Genomic DNA, 15,185 nt, shown 5'->3' with positions numbered 1-15,185 from the left:
TCAGGCGGCGCTGGCGGCGGGTTCGGGCACCGGCGGGTGCGGGGCACGCGGAGCCGGGCGGCGCATGGTGAGCGCGGCGAGCACGCCCAGCACCAGTACCGCGGCCGGAAGCAGCAGCGTCACCCTGGCCGCATCGGTGAGTCCATTGTGGACGGCTTCGAGCGCGAGCCGCTGAGCCTGCTCGGCGACGCCTGACGGCAGGCCAGGGAACGCCGTCGGCCCGGAGGAACCGAATTCCCCGGTCGACCCCGCGGCCTTCGCGATGCCTTCCGCGAACGGCGTCCGGTACCGCTCCGGCAACGCGCTCGCGGCCGACGCGGCTTCGTCGGCGATCGAAGCGCTGATCCGCGCCTGCAGCAGCACGCCGACGGCCGCGCTGCCGAGCACACCACCGACCTGGCGGGCGGTGTTGAAGATGCCCGACGCTGTCCCGACGAGTCGCGGCTCGACCGAACTCATCGCCAGATTTCCCATCGGCGCGAAGATGAACCCGATCCCGACGCCCGCCACCAGCAGCGCCGGGGTGAGCGTCCAAGCGTTCGCGCCCGGCCGGGCGATCAGCGTGACCAGGCCCATCCCCGATGCCAGTGCCGTCAGCCCGATGATCAGCAGGAACTTCCCGTTGACCTTGTCCGAAGCGCGGCCGACGAACGGGCCGATCATGCCCGCCAGCAACGACATCGGCGCGAACAGCAGGCCGGACATCGTCGGTGACTCGCCGAGCACGGCCTGGATGTAGATCACCAGCGGAAGGAACATGCCGGTCATCGCGAAACCGACGGTGACCCCGGTCAGCGCCCCGGCCGAGAAGTTGCGGTTCGCGAAGACGTCCAGCGGCAGCAGCGGTTCCCTGCGGTTGAACCGTTGCCACACCACGAAAGCGATCAGCAGCGCGATACCCGCGCCGATGATCTCGAACACGGTGATCGGCCCGAACACGCGGCCCCAGTCGTAGTGTTGTCCATTTTGGACGCCGTACACGAGGCTGAACAGGCCCGCGCCGGAGAGCAGGATCCCGGGAACGTCGAAGGAATGCGAGTGCTTCGGCTGCCAGTCCGGCACCTTGAGCAGTGCCAGCGCGATCGCGACCACGCCGACCGGCAGGTTGACGAAGAAGATCCATTCCCAGCCGAGGTGGTCGACGAGCACGCCACCGAGCAGCGGCCCGACGATGGCCGCGACCCCGGCGACCGCGCTCCAGAATCCCATCGCGGGGCCACGCTTCGACGGCGGGAACAGATGACTGATGAACGCGAGGGTCTGCGGCGTCATCAAGGCGGCGCCGAGGCCTTGCGCCGCGCGCGCCGCGATCAGCATTTCGACCGAACCGGACAGGCCGCACCACAGCGAGGCCAGGGTGAACACCACGAGCCCGGCCAGGTAGACGCGTTTCGGGCCGAAGCGGTCGCCGAGGCGGCTGGCGAACAGCATCGGCACCGCGTAGGTGAGCAGGTAGACGCTGATCACCCAGACGATCGCGTTCAGTCCGGCGCCGAGTTCGCGCAGCATCGCGGGAATCGCGATCGAAACGATCGTGGTGTCCAGCAGGATCATGAAGAAACCCAGGCACAGCGCGGAAAGCGCGGCCCAGGGGTTAACTTGTCTTGCGTTCATCGCTGTCGTCCTCGGTGACCAGGTTCAGGTGCGGCGTGCAGTGCCCCTGGAACCGGATGCGGCCGGATTCCAGGTCTTCGACCAGTTTTTGGGTCCACTCGAGCTCGAAGGCCCGCCGCGCGGTGGCGTAGGACCACTCGAGCCAATAGATCTCCGGGAGCTTGTGCTCGTCGACCAGGTTTTCGAGAACGACCTGGTCGGAGGCGATGGCGGCCTGAAGTCGCAGCACGCGGTGCTTGAGGTGGGTGAGTGACATTTCCGGGCCGAGTTCGTCGATGACGGCGAGCGCGCTGAGGTACTCGGGGTACTCCTCGGCGGGGGTGGCCAGCATGTCCTGCGCCCGGTCGACGAACTCGTCACGACCGGCCTCCGTCATCGCGTACACGGTCCGTTCGGGGCGCTTGCCGTCCCGTTGTGTCTCGACGACCTCGACGAAACCGTTCCGCACCAGGCGATCCACCGTGTGGTAGAGCGAGCCCGCCTTCACTTTGACGCGTGCGCTGACAAAGCGTTCCCGCATCAGCTGCGCCATTTCGTACGGATGCATGGGCCGCTCGTGAAGGAGCTCCAGCACCGCCATGGCGAGCGGGGTGAGCTTCGCGGCCATGAGTGATCCCCTCGGAAGATTCCGTGCCGATTATTCCGAGTGGACTATATTGCAGGCCCGGCCGGTCTTCAAGTGAGCTTCGTTGCTTCGGCCGGGCCTGGCTCAAGCTAGTTCAGCGGTCTCGGCCCGATTTCGCGTTCGAGGAAGCGGTGGTACTCGATGGCGGCGATCGAGTTCTCCAGTTGTTCGAACGTCGGCGCGGGAAGGGCGCCGTTGAAGACGATCGTCAGGCTCTTCCTCGGGATGTTGATGACGTACGGATCGACGTCGAGCTCTTCGCAGTGTCCCCGCAGGACGGCTGTCCAGTGGTCCAGGTCCTCGTCCTCACCGAGGTGCTCCCACCGCGCGACGATCCAGTTGCCGTTGATCAGCTGGCCCGCCATCTCCCGCGGATCGTGGACCATGTACGGCTCGGCGACGTCGTTCATCGGCCAAGGTGATCGAGGAGCGCGGCGAAGGACTCGGCCGGGAGCACCAGGATCGGCCGGGTCTCGTCCGGCATCGCCCACTGCTTGGTGTCCCGGATGCCGATCAGCCCGGGTGCGGAGCCGACCTCGACGCAGGCGTTCTCTTCCCAGTGCGTGTAGGTCGACTTGTGCCAGTCGGTCATGCGTTCGTGCCAGGTGGTCATAGGAGCGCCTTTCCCCAGTGACTGTTTCGGCAAGTAGACGGGTTGCGCGACAGCAAGGTTGGTGAGATCGGGTGATCTGTGCCGATCGGTCGGTGAGCGGCTCCGATGATCGCGTTCGGCGCACGAGAACGGACCTTCACCGACAGCTGCTTTACCCACGATGCACTCTCGGAGTGCATAAAGCCAAGGGTCTTTGGTCACCGAAGTGAATCGGCCGCGAGCTGTCGGTAGTCGGCGGCGATCCGCGTCAGATGCGAGCAGGCGATGGCCCCGTAGGTGGCGTAGCGCTCGACTTCGGCGAAGCTCTTCTCGTAGTCGGCGACTTCGCGTTCATCCGTGACGATCGCCGTGGCCGTCTGCGTCCCGAGGAGCACCGCGCGCGAGTCGTAGATGTCGAAACCGTGGAGGACGGGGACCGAAACCGGTGTGGTCCACGGGATCACGCCCAGCCGCACCCGGCCGCGGCGGGACAGCTCGCTGAGGTGGCCGAGCTGGGCCAGCATGGTCGCCGCCCCGCCCATGTTCCAGCGCAGGGCGCCTTCGGTGAGCACGAAGTGGAACTCACGGTTCGAGTCGAGGACCCGCTGGCGTTCCAGCCTGGCTTCGACCGTCTGGTCACGTTCGCAGTCCGGCAGGGAATCGCCGAACAGCGCGGTGATGTAGTCGCGGGTCTGGAGCAGGCCGAACACGATGGTCGGCTGGAAACTCCGGATGCGGGCGGAGGCCGTCTCGATCTTGCCGATGCGCTGCTGCATCCGCCACGCACCGCGCTGGAGGACGACGCGGGCGGACGACGCCTCTTCGCGGAGATCGCGCGTGATCGCGACCAGTGCCTGCCGGACCTTCGCGGGCGCGCGGTAGACGCGGCACAGCGCGACGACCTGGTCCTCGGTCGGCATGAAGGCGCCGGTTTCGACCCGTGAGACCTTCGACTGACTGAGGCCGGTGAGTCTCGCCGCTTCGGTACCGGACAGCCCGGCGGCATTGCGCAGACGGCGCAACTCGGTGGAAAGCTGGTCCTGGTTCGTCACGCACGGCTTTCTGGGGCGATCGCGGATACCGAAGACCCGGCGGACCGGCGAACCGGTCTGCCAGATCTGCCACGATAACCCGCGGAAGCCCGATCCGCGCCGTCCGCCGGGGTCCGTCTCAGCGCGGTAACGCGGAAGCCCGCCAGGCCCCCTCGCCGGGCGCGAGCGGGGCTCGCACGAGCGAAGCCTTGTCCGCCCACCACGAGTCCCGTTTCGGCGCCGGTTCCGGTGCTCGCGCGCTCGCCGCCGCCGCGACGACCGCGGTCAGCGCGGCGAGTTCGGCGTCGCTCGGATCGCCCTTGACGACCCGCAGCAGCGGGGTTTCGGGCGCGGTCACAGCGGGATGTTCCCGTGCTTCTTGGGCGGCAGCGTTTCTCGCTTGCCCTGGAGCAGCGAGAGCGCCTTCGCGATGTGGCCGCGGGTGTGCGCGGGCACGATCACCGAGTCGACGTAGCCGCGCTCGGCCGCCGCGTACGGGTTCAGGAGCGTGTCCTCGTACTCCTGGATCAGCTCGGCCCGCAGCGCGTCGACGTCCTTGCCGTCGGCGGCGGCCGCGGCGAGCGTCTTGCGGTGCACGATGTTCGCCGCGCCCTGCGCGCCCATGACCGCGACCTGCGCCGTCGGCCAGGCCAGGTTGATGTCCGCGCCGAGGTGCTTCGACCCCATGACGTCGTACGCGCCGCCGTACGCCTTGCGGGTGATGACGGTGACGAGCGGGACGGTCGCTTCGGCGTAGGCGTAGATCAGCTTCGCGCCGCGCCGGATGATGCCGTTCCACTCCTGGTCGGTGCCGGGCAGGAAGCCGGGGACGTCGACGAAGGTCAGCACCGGGATGTTGAACGCGTCGCAGGTGCGCACGAACCGCGCGGCCTTCTCGGAAGCGTCGATGTCGAGGCAGCCGGCGAACTGGGTCGGCTGGTTCGCCACGATGCCGACGCTGCGCCCGTCCACCCGGCCGAAGCCGACCAGGATGTTGGGCGCGAACAGCTCGTGCACCTCGAGGAAGTCGCCGTCGTCGACGATGCGGTTGATGACCTCGTGCATGTCGTACGGCTGGTTCGGCGAGTCCGGGATCAGCGTGTCGAGTTCGCGGTCGGACTCGGTGACATCTTCGAAGAACCCGCCTGGCGCGGCGCCGGTCTCGAAGACCGGCGCCTCGGACAGGTTGTTCGCCGGGAGGAACGAGAGCAGTTCCTTGACGTAGGCGATCGCGTCCTCGTCGTCGGAGCCGAGGTAGTGCGCGTTGCCCGAACGGGTGTTGTGCGTGCGCCCGCCGCCGAGTTCCTCGAAGGAGACCTCCTCGCCGGTCACGGTCTTCACGACGTCGGGGCCGGTGATGAACATGTGCGAGGTCTTGTCGACCATCACCACGAAGTCGGTCAGCGCGGGCGAGTAGACGTGCCCGCCCGCGTTGGCGCCCATGATCAGCGAGATCTGGGGGATGACGCCGGAGGCCTTGACGTTGCGGTTGAAGATCTCGCCGTACAGCCCGAGCGAGACGACGCCTTCCTGGATCCGCGCGCCGCCGCCCTCGTTGATGCCGATGATCGGGCGGCCGGTCTTGATCGCCAGGTCCATCACCTTGACGATCTTTTCGCCGTACACCTCACCGAGTGAACCGCCGAAGACCGTGACGTCCTGGCTGAACACGCACACCGGACGGCCGTCGACGGTCCCGTAACCGGTGACGACGCCGTCGCCGTAGGGCCGGTTCTTCTCCTGGCCGAAGTTGACCGAGCGGTGCTTCGCGAGCTCGTCGAGTTCGACGAACGAGCCCTCGTCCAGCAGCAGGTCGATCCGCTCGCGAGCGGTCTTCTTGCCTTTGGCGTGCTGTTTCTCCACCGCCCTCGCGGAACCCGCGTGCACCGCCTCGTCATACCGGCGGTACAGGTCGGCCAGCTTGCCGGCCGTCGTGTGGATGTCCGGTTCGTCCTCGGGCGGCGTCCCGAGCGGCTCCGTCGCACTGCTCATGAAACCGCAGCCTAGCTACTCGACGGTCACTTCGCGTGTGGCGTAGGCAACGTCCGTCACTGGACCGAGGCGCGCACCAGACCGGATTCGTAGGCCGCGATCACGAGCTGCGCCCGGTCCCGCGCCGCGAGTTTGTGCAGGAGATGGCCGATGTGCGTCTTCACCGTCGCCAGCCCGAGATGCAGGGCCCCGGCGATCTCGTCGTTCGACAGGCCGCGCGCGATCAGGCTCAGGACCTCACGCTCGCGTGTGGTGATGTTGTCCAGCGAGGCCGCGACGCGCCGCCCGGGATCGGGCAGCCGGGCGAACTCGGCGATGAGCCTCCGCGTGATCGATGGGGCGAGCAGTCCTTCGCCCGCCGCGACGACCCGGATCGCGGTCAGCAGCTCGGCGGGCGGGGGGTCCTTCAGCAGGAATCCGCTCGCACCGGCGCGCAGGGCCGAATAGACATAGGCGTCGAGGTCGAAGGTCGTCAGCATCAGCACGTGGACGCCTTCGGTGGCGGCCGACGCGCAGATCCGCCGGGTCGCTTCGATCCCGTCCAGCTCCGGCATGCGGACGTCCATCAGCACGACGTCGGGGCGTTCCTTCTCGGCCAGTTCCGCCGCCTCCGCGCCGTCGCTCGCCTCCCCGACGACTTCGAGGTCCGGCGCGCTGTCGACGAGCACGCGGAAGCTGCCGCGCAGCAACGCCTGGTCGTCGGCGATCAGTACGCGGATCATCGTGTCCCCACTTCCTTGGCGGCGTACGGCAGCCGGGCGCACACCCGGAATCCCCCGGTGGGCAGCGGTCCCGCTTCGAAGTCGCCACCGTAGACGGCGACGCGTTCGCGCATGCCGATCAAGCCGTGCCCGCCGACGGCCGGTGGCGAGCCTTCGCCGCGCCCGTCGTCGACGATTTCGACGCTGACCTCGCCGGGGCCCTCGGTGATCGTGACCCGGCAGGCCGACGGTCCCGCGTGCTTCACGACGTTGGTCACCGCTTCCTGGGTGATGCGGTAGACCGAAAGCGCGACGCCTTCGGGAAGGTCGTCCACCGTCTCCCCGGTCAGCTCGACGCGCACTCCGGCCTGTCCGGCGCGTTCGGCCAGAGTTCGCAGATCGGCGAGTTTCGGCGCGGGACCGAGCGCGGCCTCGGGCGTCCCGTCGCCGGAGCGGAGGACACCGAGCATCCGCCGGAGTTCGACGAGCGTTTCGCGGCTGGTGAGTTCGATGACCCGCAGCGCTTCGCGTGCTTCTTCGGGTTGTTCCCGCGCGACGTGGTTGCCGACGGCCGCCTTGACCGCTATCAGGCTCATGCTGTGCGCGACGACGTCGTGCATTTCACGGGCGATCCGCAGCCGTTCGTCGGAAACGGCCTGATCGGCCTGGGTTTCGGCGAGCTGGGCCAGATTCGCCCGCCGTTGCCGCGCCATCCAGCCCAGCGCCCACGAGCCCGCGACCCCGCCGCCCGCGAAGGCCGTCGACGCGATCGTGTTCGGCCCGAGCCGCAGAAGCTCGAAGATCATGACGACGACCAGGCCGAGACCCATCGCGATCAGCGAACGGGTCCGGGGATGTTCCAGCGCCACGGTGTACAGGGCGCATCCGGTGGCCAGGAGCGCGGCCGGGCCCAGCCCGTTGCCGGCGAGCAGGGCCGGGACCAGACCGGCCAGGCCGAGGCCGTAGGCGGCCAGGGGCCGGTGACGGCGCAGCGCGATCGCGATACCGCTGGCGGCGACCGTCGCCCACGCGAGCCACATCGGGAGGACGACGATGAACATCCAGGTCCCCGCGGAGAGGTTCCCGCCGACGGCGACGACGAGCACCAGCGCGAGGAGCGCGTCGATCGCGCGCGCGACCCGGCGGGGGAGCGCCGACGGCTGTTTCATACGGCGAACCTAGCCGGACGGGCGGCGTTCCCGCGTCCGTCCGGCGGAGGTCATCCCCTGGGTGGAGATCAGCTTCCGTGCGCCGCCGCGAAGAACTCCTTCAGCTTCTCGCGCCAGCTTCGCAACGCCTCGGGCACGGCGTCTTCGTGTCCGGCTGGGACGGTCTGGGTCACCTCGACCATGGTGCCTTCGAGGTCGGAGTGGCTGAACCCCCAGCGGACGACGCCGCCCTGTGGCAGCGAGAACTCCAGCAGCCGCGGGGGTTCTTCGCGGATGATCGTGCCCGCGGCCTTTTCGGCGGTGAGAAGGGCCCAGACATCGTCCAGGGGTTTCCAGACAAGGTCACGGCGGAAGCGGATCATCTTGCCGTCGCCGGTTTCCAGGACTTCGCCGTCCGCGAGCCCGAACTCCTCGACGTAGGCCTCGATCGGACCGACCCAGTCCTTCGGCTGCTCGTGTTCTTCGCCGTCGAGCGACGCGGTGAGCGCGACGAGGCAGCTGTCCCAGCCGGCGGCGGTGCGGCCGGCCGCGATCCGGGCGATGGCGGGTTCGCCCCGGCCGAACGTATGTGTGAACAGCAGACGGCTGCCGTCGCCGTCCGGGGTGATCTCCCAGCGCAGCACGTCGTCGTTCCAGCTGAACGCGAACAGGCGAGGTTCGTCGGCTTCGATGACCTCGCCCACTGTCGGAGCCTCTTCGCCTTCGAAGGTGAACTCGATCGTTCCACCCGGGCGCAGGTCGACGGTGACCGCCGCCGGGAACCACTTCGCGAGCTCCGACGGTTCGGTGACCGCCCGCCAGACGCGCTCCGGGCGGTGCGCGAGACGGCGTTCGATCCGCAGCGCGGGACGTTCTCCGACGGTTTCCAACCGGGCGCGAGGGTTCACGGTTACCTCCTAATGTGCCTCTAGGGGAATATAACCGCGAAGTGATATTTGGTCAAACGGTCCGTGAGGAAGACATGTGGACGCCGATGCCGGTCCGTCCCGGCGCGAGGTCGTCGCGCAGGATCAGCTCGTCGTCGTAGTCGCCTCCGTTCTGGCGCCGGAACGGGATCGGGTCCTGAGTGGACAGTGTGCGCAGACGTTCGCGCAGCGATTCGGCGGCGGTCTCGTACTGCTCGGGCGAAACGCGGTCGGCGCCGCAGATCGTCAGCGGGGGAAGGACGGACATGCCCGCGTACCAGAGTGTCCCGTGCTGCAACGGGAACAGCAGGTCGCCGATCTCGCCGTTCACGCCGCGCGGTCCGATCGTGGCCTCCGGCGCACCCGCGGTCAGTACGACCATGGCGCGTTTGCCGGCCAGGGCCCCTTCGCCGTAGCGCGCCGTCCGGCCGTCGGGACGCTGGACGCCGTAGGCGAAACCCTTGACGAAGACGCGGTCGAACCAGCCCTTGAGGATGGCGGGCATTCCGTACCACCACAGCGGGAATTGGATGATCACGGTGTCCGCCCACGTCAGCTTTTCGTGCTCGGCGCTGATGTCCTCGCCGAGTTCGCCGGTCTCGAAGGCGTCCTTCGATGTCGAGCCGACGATGAGCCGGTCCGTGGAAGCGGCCCGGCCGAAGTCGTCGGCGTCGACGACGGGCTTCCACTTCATCGCGTACAGATCGGATTCCCGGACGTCGGCGCCCTGCGCGCGGAGGGTGCGCAACCCTTCGTCGCGCAGCGAGCCGCCGAGGGAACGGGGTTCCGGATGGGCGAAGATCCACAGCACGTTCATGCCTCCCACCGTCGCGCGATCCGGCGGCCGAAACGAGTGGCCCGATGGACAACATGTGCAAGAATCGAGCCATGGGCTTTTTCGCGCATCCCGGCCGCCATCGGGTCGCAGTGCTGGTCCGGCACGGAATGCTGGTGATGGAGCTGGGCATCGTCACCAGGCTGTTCGGCACGGCCAAGTCGGCCGACGGCGAGCCGCTCTACGAGGTCGTCACCTGTACGCCGGAACCGGGGCAGATCCGGACCGACGCCGACGTCACCATCTCGGTCGGCTTCGGCCCGGAGGTGCTGGCCGAGGCCGACACCGTCGTCATCCCGGCGTCGTCCACCGAATACGAACCCTCGGGGCACGACCTCACCGAACCGCTCGCGCGGGCGTTGGAGCTGATCCGGCCGGAGGCCAGGATCGCGTCGATCTGCACGGGTGCCTTCGTCCTCGCCGCCGCCGGCCTGCTCGACGGCCGGAAGGCGACCACGCACTGGCGCTCGGCGCTGGACTTCCAGGCGAAGTTCCCGAAAGTCGCCCTCGATCCCAACGTGCTCTACACCGACGACGGGAACGTGCTGACCGCGGCGGGCGTCGCGTCCGGGATCGACCTTTGCCTGCACATGATCCGGTGCGATCACGGTGCCGCGGTCGCGAACGAGGTCGCGCGCGGAACGGTCGTCTCGCCGCATCGCGAGGGCGGGCAGGCGCAGTTCATCCGGCGTCCGGTGCCGGAGCCGCAGTCCTCGTCGACGGCGGCGGCGCGGGCCTGGGCGCTGGAAAACCTCGACAGGCCGCTGACGTTGCGCGAGCTGGCGGCGAAAGAGGCGATGAGCACGCGGACGTTCACGCGGCGATTCCGCGACGAAGTCGGGATTTCGGCGTTGCAGTGGCTGACCCAGCAGCGGATCGAGCGGGCCCGTCAGCTGCTCGAAGAGACCGATCTGCCGGTGGACAAGGTCGCCACCGAGGCGGGCTTCGGGACCGCCGCGTCACTGCGCCAGCATCTGCAGGCGGCGCTGGGAGTGTCGCCGAGCGCGTACCGGAACACCTTCCGTGAGGCCGTTTAGCGGAAGCCCCGAGCGCTGACCGACTGGTAACTTACCCGGAAATAAGTTCCGGAGGTGGTCAGTGAAGACCCTCAAGTTCGCCGAACGGGTGTTGTTCGGCGCCGCCGCGATCGGCACGGTGTACTCCGCCAGGACAGGCAATCGGAAGCTGCGGCTCGCGACCAAGCCGGCCGCCGTCCCGGTGCTCGCCGCCCGGGTCGCGCGTTCGCGGGGGCTCGCGCCGGGGGAGAAGGGCCTGCTCGTCGCCGCGTTGATCGCCGCGGGGGCGGGCGACCACTTCATGGGCAGGTCCGACGAGGACGGCGAGCTGATCAAAGGTGCGACGTCGTTCGGCGTGATGCAGGTGCTGTACTCCGCGCTGCTGTGGCGTCGCGGCGCTCGTCCGCGCGCGGCGACCGCGCCGCCCCGGCTGGCGGCGTGGGCGGCGGCCGCGGTCGCGATGGCGCTGCCGAAGCCGTCTCCGGTCTCTTCGGTGCTTTCGGTCTACGGAGGCCTGCTGAGCACGACGTCGACCCTCGCGGCCGACCCGGCCTTGGCGCCGAAGGCGAAGGTCTCGGGCGGGATGGTGGTTCCGTCGCGTGATCGCCGGACCTGGATCGCCGTCGGCGCGCTGCTGTTCTCCGCGTCGGATTTGGCGATCCTGATCCGCCGCAACTTCGTCACCAGCGAGCGGGTGCGGGCCAATCTGGAGACCTTCGTGCTGACCTCGTACCTCGCCTCGCAATGGTTGCTCGTCGAAGGCATGACCGCGGAAAGCTAGAAAGTTAAGCAATCACTTGACTAATGCCCGGCGTGGGCGGATAGTTAAGCATGTGCCTAACCAACGGATGGACCAGGTGTTCAAGGCGCTGTCCGACGGGACGCGTCGCGAAATGATCGAGCGCCTCACCCGGGGACCCGCCTCGGTGGGGGAGCTCGCGCAGCCGTTGTCGATGTCGCTGCCCGCCGTGATGCAGCACCTCCAAGTGTTGGAGGCGAGCGGGCTCGTCCGGTCGGAGAAGGCGGGGCGCGTCCGCACCTGCCACCTCGAACCGGACGGTCTGCGGCTGGCCGAGGAGTGGCTCGGCGGACAGCGCACCGGCTGGGAACATCGGCTCGATCGCCTTGGGGGCTTTCTGGACTCCGACGAAGGGAACAGGTCATGACCGTCAAACACGCCACTTTCACCCTCGAGCGCGTCTACCCCGTGCCGCCGGACCGCGTTTTCGCGGCTTGGGCGGATCCCGCCGCGAAAGCCGGCTGGATCACCGTGCCCGGGGGCGGGCATTCCCTGGACTTCCGCGTCGGCGGCCGCGAGACCATCAGCGGCCCCGCCGGCGGCAAGCGGATGGTTTTCGACGCGCGCTACGAGGACATCGCGGAAAACGAGCGGATCGTCTACGCGGGGACGCTCTCCGCGGACGACGTCCTGGCGACCGTGTCGGTCACGACGGTCCTGTTCGAGGCCGAAGGCGACGGCACCCGGCTGACGCTGATCGAACAGGGCACTTTCCTCGACGGCCACGAAGAACCGAGCTGGCGCGAACAAGGCACGGGAAACTGGCTCGACGACCTGGGGAAGTTTTTTCTGCAGTATGAACACATGCTGACCGCTGAGCTGATCGTCGACCACCATGTCCCGTCGGAACCCGCGCTGTCCCCGGACGGACTCCGGATCGCTTACCAGGTCGAGACCGTCACCAAAGGCGTCCCCGAAATCTGGCTCGCGGACAGCGGCGGAGAGCCCCGGAAGCTGGCCGAGGGCACCTCGCCGAAGTGGTTGTCGGACTCCCTCTACTTCCTGCGGGACGGCCAGGTCCACACGGTGGACGGACCGCTGTTCGCCTGGGAGAGCGAAATCACCGGGTTCGTCCCGATGCGCGACCGGATCGTGTTCATCGCAGAGGACGAGACGCCGGTCGCGGACATCTGGGTCTGGAGCGAAAGCCTTCGCCCGGCGCGGCTGCGGAGCTTCGACCCGAAGACCGGTGAGATCACCACACTGATCGAAGACCACGTGGTCGAGGTCGCCGGTCGTCAGGACGGCAAGGCGCTCGCCGTACTCACCTGGCCGACGCCCGAACTCGATCCCGGCGGGCTCGAACCCCGGCTTTCCCTGCTGGACCTGGAAACCGGGGAACGGCGAGATCTCGGGAAGACCTCGTTCGAGGTCACGAGCCCGGTCTGGTGGCGGGATGGCGACAGCTGGCACATCGCGTATCTCGCGACCCTGGGGAGGGTGGGTGGCCGGGGGGGTCTTCGATGTTCCCGCGGAAACGGGGGAGCATCGGAACCTGACACCGGAATCGGCCTGTCCGCTCAGGCTCGTGCAGGTCGAGTCCGGCCCTCCGCTGATGCTCGTCGCCGACGGGCTCGACACCGCCCTTCATCGGCTCGGGTCCGGTGAAGTGTCGTTCTGGCGCGGTCAAGCGGACGCGATCGCCTCGAACGGCGAGATCGTGGCCATCGTTCTGAGCACCGCCCACCATCCGAAGAATGTCCACAGTGGACCTTCGGGCGGAGCTTTGACGCGGATCAGCGACATGGCACCGGAATTCGACGGAATCGAGTGGGGGTCGCAGGAACGTTTGGCCTACAAGGCTTTCGACGGTCTCGCCCTGGACGGCTTGCTCGTCCTTCCGCCGGGAAAGACGCGGGACGACGGACCTTTCTCCCTGATCACGATCCCGCACGGCGGACCGTACGACCGGTACGCGGACGGGTTCCGCCTCGGCTGGTTCCCGTCCGCGCAGTGGCTGGCGTCGGCGGGGCACGCCGTCTTCCTGCCGAATCCCCGTGGGGGACAAGGCCATGGCCACGAGTTCGCCGCTTCGGTCGCCGGACGTGTCGGCCTCGAAGAATGGAGGGACATCGAAACCGGGATCGACCTCCTCGTCGCCGAAGGGGTCGCCGATCCGGACCGGCTGGGGATCGTGGGCGGGAGTCACGGCGGTTTCATGACGGCCTGGGCGGTCGGGCAGACCGGCCGGTTCAAGGCGGCCCTGATGGTGGCCGGAATCTGCGACTGGGGGATGCTCGCCGCGACCGGCGAATTCGGTCCTTACGATGCCGTGCTCGGCGGAAGCACCGGCTGGGAAGGGGAAGGTCCGCACCGGCACGATCGGCTGAGCCCGATCTCCCACGCGTCGAAGATCGAGACTCCCGTGCTGATCGTGCACGGTGCGGACGACACGAACGTCCCGTTGTCCCAGGCGGAATTCTTCCACCGCGCGCTACGCCATTTCGGCGTCGAACACGACCTCGTCGTCTATCCCGGCGAAGGACATCGGATCCACGGACGGGAATACCAGCTGGATCTGCTCCGCCGCTCCCGTGAGTGGTTCGCGCGGTTGCTTCATTGAGGAGCGGGGCGAACGTGGCGTGTCCTGGTGACGAGCCTCGTGAGTGGTAAGGACGGTTAGAACCGTCCTTACCACTCACGAGCCCCATCAATGGCTCCAGTCGGTCTGCGGCACCCCGGGGACGTGCGTGCCAAAAGTCCATTCGTAGCCTTCGAGATCGTCGACGCGGCAACGATAGTTACCCCATTCGGTGTTCGCCGGTTCCCAGAGCGGCGTCGCGCCGGCTTCGAGGGCGGACGCGAAGACGGCGTCCACGGCTTCCTGCGTCGGAAGGCTCACGTACAGACCATGGCCGACGGTTTCGCCCTTGCGTGCCGGGCGGTCGTAGTCCTCTTCCGCGCTGAACACGGTGATGGAGGCGCCGCCGAGCCGCAGTTCGGCATGCTGGATCAGCCCCTTGTCGTCGGGGAACTCCATGACGGTCTCGAAGCCGAAGGCGCGTTCAAGCCAGCGAAGCGCCTTCGGGGCGTCGCTGTAGGCGAGGTAGGAGTGGAGGGAGGCGGGACGTTCCTGGGTTTCGGTCATGAGGGCAGCTTCGCAACCCATGCGGACAGTCACGGTCCTCGATTCCAGGCCGTTTCCGTCACCAGAGCAGGCGCAGGCCGAGCACGGTGATGAGCACACTGGACGCCAGCGCGGTCACCAGGCGTCCACGGCGTCCGGTCAACGCCCTGCCGAGCACGGCGCCGCCGCCCGCGAGGAACAATTGCCAGCTGGCCGAGGCCGCGAACGCCGCGAGCACGAAGACGACGTGTTCCGCTCCGCTCGCCGCGGCCATGTCCTCGCTGCCGAGCGCGAGCGCCGCGAAGTACACCACCGTCGTCGGGTTCAGCAGGGTGATCCCGAGCAGGCTCACGTAGGCCTTCACCGGTCCGATCGCGACCGGGTCGGTCACCTCGGTTTTCGCGGAGTCGCGGAAGTTCCGGACTCCTGTGAATCCGATGTGGACGGCCAGCCCGAGCAGTACCACCACCGAAACCCAGCGCAGCGGTACGGCGATCGGCTCGATGACCGGGATGAGCCTGCCGCCACCGAGGACCGCGACCAGGGCGTAAAGCCCGTCGGCCGTGGCGACGCCCAGCGCGGCGTACGCACCGATCTTGAGTCCTGCCCTGGCTGTCAGTATCACCAGATAGGTCGCGACCGCGCCGACCGGAATGGCGATGCCATACCCGGCGAGCAGGCCCGCGACGAGCGCGACGCTCACGGTCGGACAGGTGTCGGCCTCCGCCATGACCCGGCCTGCTGCTGCACGCGCACCCGTCGGACGACGGAGGACGGAGGCAGGAGGGCGAGGGTCGAAGTCATGCGAGAAGGATGCGAACGAGCGACCCCTCGCGCAA

Annotated in this window: 18 protein-coding genes; 5 read left to right on the top strand and 13 right to left on the bottom strand. The window is 68.2% G+C overall.

The genetic code is table 11. The annotated features are described in order from the left end of the window. The 11 genes from H074_RS20345 to H074_RS20295 all read right to left on the bottom strand — a co-directional run bounded on the left by H074_RS20345 (window position 1) and on the right by H074_RS20295 (window position 9,446). Window positions 1-1,614 carry a DHA2 family efflux MFS transporter permease subunit gene (locus H074_RS20345; protein WP_083920458.1) on the bottom strand — a complete coding sequence of 538 codons (1,614 nt, stop codon included), beginning with the start codon at window positions 1,612-1,614 and terminating at the stop codon, window positions 1-3. Next, a complete protein-coding gene (locus tag H074_RS20340; protein WP_007031937.1) occupies window positions 1,595-2,221 on the bottom strand; it encodes a PadR family transcriptional regulator in 627 nt (208 codons plus the stop codon). The genes H074_RS20345 and H074_RS20340 overlap by 20 nt, the downstream gene beginning before the upstream one ends. Before the next feature lie 107 nt (window positions 2,222-2,328). Next, entirely contained in the window at window positions 2,329-2,649 is a 321-nt protein-coding gene (locus H074_RS20335; RefSeq protein WP_007031936.1) for a hypothetical protein, read from the bottom strand. Next, complete coding sequence (locus H074_RS20330) at window positions 2,646-2,852, bottom strand: DUF397 domain-containing protein (RefSeq protein WP_007031935.1); 207 nt, start codon at window positions 2,850-2,852, stop codon at window positions 2,646-2,648. Before H074_RS20330 ends, H074_RS20335 begins: the two co-directional genes overlap by 4 nt. A gap of 197 nt (window positions 2,853-3,049) precedes the next feature. After that, window positions 3,050-3,883, bottom strand: a complete 834-nt coding sequence (locus tag H074_RS20325) for a helix-turn-helix domain-containing protein (protein ID WP_007031934.1) — start codon at window positions 3,881-3,883, stop codon at window positions 3,050-3,052. A 118-nt stretch (window positions 3,884-4,001) separates the two neighbouring features. Beyond that, window positions 4,002-4,220, bottom strand: a complete 219-nt coding sequence (locus tag H074_RS20320; protein WP_007031933.1) for an acyl-CoA carboxylase subunit epsilon — start codon at window positions 4,218-4,220, stop codon at window positions 4,002-4,004. Beyond that, on the bottom strand, window positions 4,217-5,854 hold the full coding sequence (locus tag H074_RS20315; RefSeq protein ID WP_007031932.1) for an acyl-CoA carboxylase subunit beta: 1,638 nt from the start codon (window positions 5,852-5,854) through the stop codon (window positions 4,217-4,219). Before H074_RS20315 ends, H074_RS20320 begins: the two co-directional genes overlap by 4 nt. A 56-nt stretch (window positions 5,855-5,910) precedes the next feature. Beyond that, window positions 5,911-6,576, bottom strand: coding sequence for a response regulator (locus H074_RS20310; protein WP_007031931.1), 666 nt, complete (start codon window positions 6,574-6,576; stop codon window positions 5,911-5,913). After that, on the bottom strand, window positions 6,573-7,724 hold the full coding sequence (locus H074_RS20305) for a sensor histidine kinase (RefSeq protein WP_007031930.1): 1,152 nt from the start codon (window positions 7,722-7,724) through the stop codon (window positions 6,573-6,575). Before H074_RS20305 ends, H074_RS20310 begins: the two co-directional genes overlap by 4 nt. A 68-nt stretch (window positions 7,725-7,792) precedes the next feature. Then, window positions 7,793-8,611 carry an SRPBCC family protein gene (locus tag H074_RS20300; protein ID WP_007031929.1) on the bottom strand — a complete coding sequence of 273 codons (819 nt, stop codon included), beginning with the start codon at window positions 8,609-8,611 and terminating at the stop codon, window positions 7,793-7,795. A gap of 52 nt (window positions 8,612-8,663) precedes the next feature. Next, complete coding sequence (locus H074_RS20295) at window positions 8,664-9,446, bottom strand: NAD(P)H-dependent oxidoreductase (RefSeq protein ID WP_007031928.1); 783 nt, start codon at window positions 9,444-9,446, stop codon at window positions 8,664-8,666. A gap of 44 nt (window positions 9,447-9,490) precedes the next feature. On the opposite strand from H074_RS20295, the gene H074_RS20290 reads away from it, so the two are divergent. From H074_RS20290 to H074_RS41615, 5 genes are all read left to right on the top strand, one after another. Beyond that, entirely contained in the window at window positions 9,491-10,501 is a 1,011-nt protein-coding gene (locus tag H074_RS20290) for a GlxA family transcriptional regulator (protein ID WP_007031927.1), read from the top strand. Between the two features lie 61 nt (window positions 10,502-10,562). Next, window positions 10,563-11,261: a lysoplasmalogenase family protein gene (locus H074_RS20285; RefSeq protein WP_007031926.1), complete on the top strand. Its 699-nt coding sequence runs from the start codon at window positions 10,563-10,565 to the stop codon at window positions 11,259-11,261. Between the two features lie 67 nt (window positions 11,262-11,328). Beyond that, window positions 11,329-11,646: an ArsR/SmtB family transcription factor gene (locus H074_RS20280; protein ID WP_007031925.1), complete on the top strand. Its 318-nt coding sequence runs from the start codon at window positions 11,329-11,331 to the stop codon at window positions 11,644-11,646. Continuing rightward, window positions 11,643-12,887: an SRPBCC domain-containing protein gene (locus H074_RS41620; protein ID WP_007031924.1), complete on the top strand. Its 1,245-nt coding sequence runs from the start codon at window positions 11,643-11,645 to the stop codon at window positions 12,885-12,887. Before H074_RS20280 ends, H074_RS41620 begins: the two co-directional genes overlap by 4 nt. Further along, window positions 12,808-13,842, top strand: coding sequence for an alpha/beta hydrolase family protein (locus H074_RS41615; protein WP_007031923.1), 1,035 nt, complete (start codon window positions 12,808-12,810; stop codon window positions 13,840-13,842). The genes H074_RS41620 and H074_RS41615 overlap by 80 nt, the downstream gene beginning before the upstream one ends. A gap of 87 nt (window positions 13,843-13,929) precedes the next feature. Here H074_RS41615 and H074_RS20265 read toward each other — a convergent pair whose 3' ends face one another. Further along, window positions 13,930-14,367: a VOC family protein gene (locus H074_RS20265; protein WP_007031922.1), complete on the bottom strand. Its 438-nt coding sequence runs from the start codon at window positions 14,365-14,367 to the stop codon at window positions 13,930-13,932. Window positions 14,368-14,425: 58 nt separating this feature from the next. Then, the gene (locus H074_RS20260) at window positions 14,426-15,076 is read right to left on the bottom strand and encodes a LysE/ArgO family amino acid transporter (RefSeq protein ID WP_007031921.1); all 651 of its coding nucleotides are present in this window, start codon (window positions 15,074-15,076) and stop codon (window positions 14,426-14,428) included. Between the last annotated feature and the right edge of the window lie 109 nt (window positions 15,077-15,185).

This window comes from Amycolatopsis decaplanina DSM 44594, assembly GCF_000342005.1.
GTDB classification, from domain to species: Bacteria; Actinomycetota; Actinomycetes; order Mycobacteriales; family Pseudonocardiaceae; genus Amycolatopsis; species Amycolatopsis decaplanina.
The sequence above is the reverse complement of the archived record's forward strand: the minus strand, read 5'-3'. Positions and strand labels throughout refer to the sequence as shown.

What these genes read in the sequence shown, in the direction of transcription:
- H074_RS20345 (WP_083920458.1), bottom strand. Translation starts at nt 1,614, where the DNA reads ATGAACGCAAGACAAGTTAACCCCTGGGCCGCGCTTTCCGCGCTGTGC.
- H074_RS20340 (WP_007031937.1), bottom strand. Translation starts at nt 2,221, where the DNA reads ATGGCCGCGAAGCTCACCCCGCTCGCCATGGCGGTGCTGGAGCTCCTT.
- H074_RS20335 (WP_007031936.1), bottom strand. Translation starts at nt 2,649, where the DNA reads ATGAACGACGTCGCCGAGCCGTACATGGTCCACGATCCGCGGGAGATG.
- H074_RS20330 (WP_007031935.1), bottom strand. Translation starts at nt 2,852, where the DNA reads ATGACCACCTGGCACGAACGCATGACCGACTGGCACAAGTCGACCTAC.
- H074_RS20315 (WP_007031932.1), bottom strand. Translation starts at nt 5,854, where the DNA reads ATGAGCAGTGCGACGGAGCCGCTCGGGACGCCGCCCGAGGACGAACCG.
- H074_RS20310 (WP_007031931.1), bottom strand. Translation starts at nt 6,576, where the DNA reads ATGATCCGCGTACTGATCGCCGACGACCAGGCGTTGCTGCGCGGCAGC.
- H074_RS20305 (WP_007031930.1), bottom strand. Translation starts at nt 7,724, where the DNA reads ATGAAACAGCCGTCGGCGCTCCCCCGCCGGGTCGCGCGCGCGATCGAC.
- H074_RS20295 (WP_007031928.1), bottom strand. Translation starts at nt 9,446, where the DNA reads ATGAACGTGCTGTGGATCTTCGCCCATCCGGAACCCCGTTCCCTCGGC.
- H074_RS20290 (WP_007031927.1), top strand. Translation starts at nt 9,491, where the DNA reads ATGGACAACATGTGCAAGAATCGAGCCATGGGCTTTTTCGCGCATCCC.
- H074_RS20280 (WP_007031925.1), top strand. Translation starts at nt 11,329, where the DNA reads ATGGACCAGGTGTTCAAGGCGCTGTCCGACGGGACGCGTCGCGAAATG.
- H074_RS41620 (WP_007031924.1), top strand. Translation starts at nt 11,643, where the DNA reads ATGACCGTCAAACACGCCACTTTCACCCTCGAGCGCGTCTACCCCGTG.
- H074_RS20265 (WP_007031922.1), bottom strand. Translation starts at nt 14,367, where the DNA reads ATGACCGAAACCCAGGAACGTCCCGCCTCCCTCCACTCCTACCTCGCC.
- H074_RS20260 (WP_007031921.1), bottom strand. Translation starts at nt 15,076, where the DNA reads ATGGCGGAGGCCGACACCTGTCCGACCGTGAGCGTCGCGCTCGTCGCG.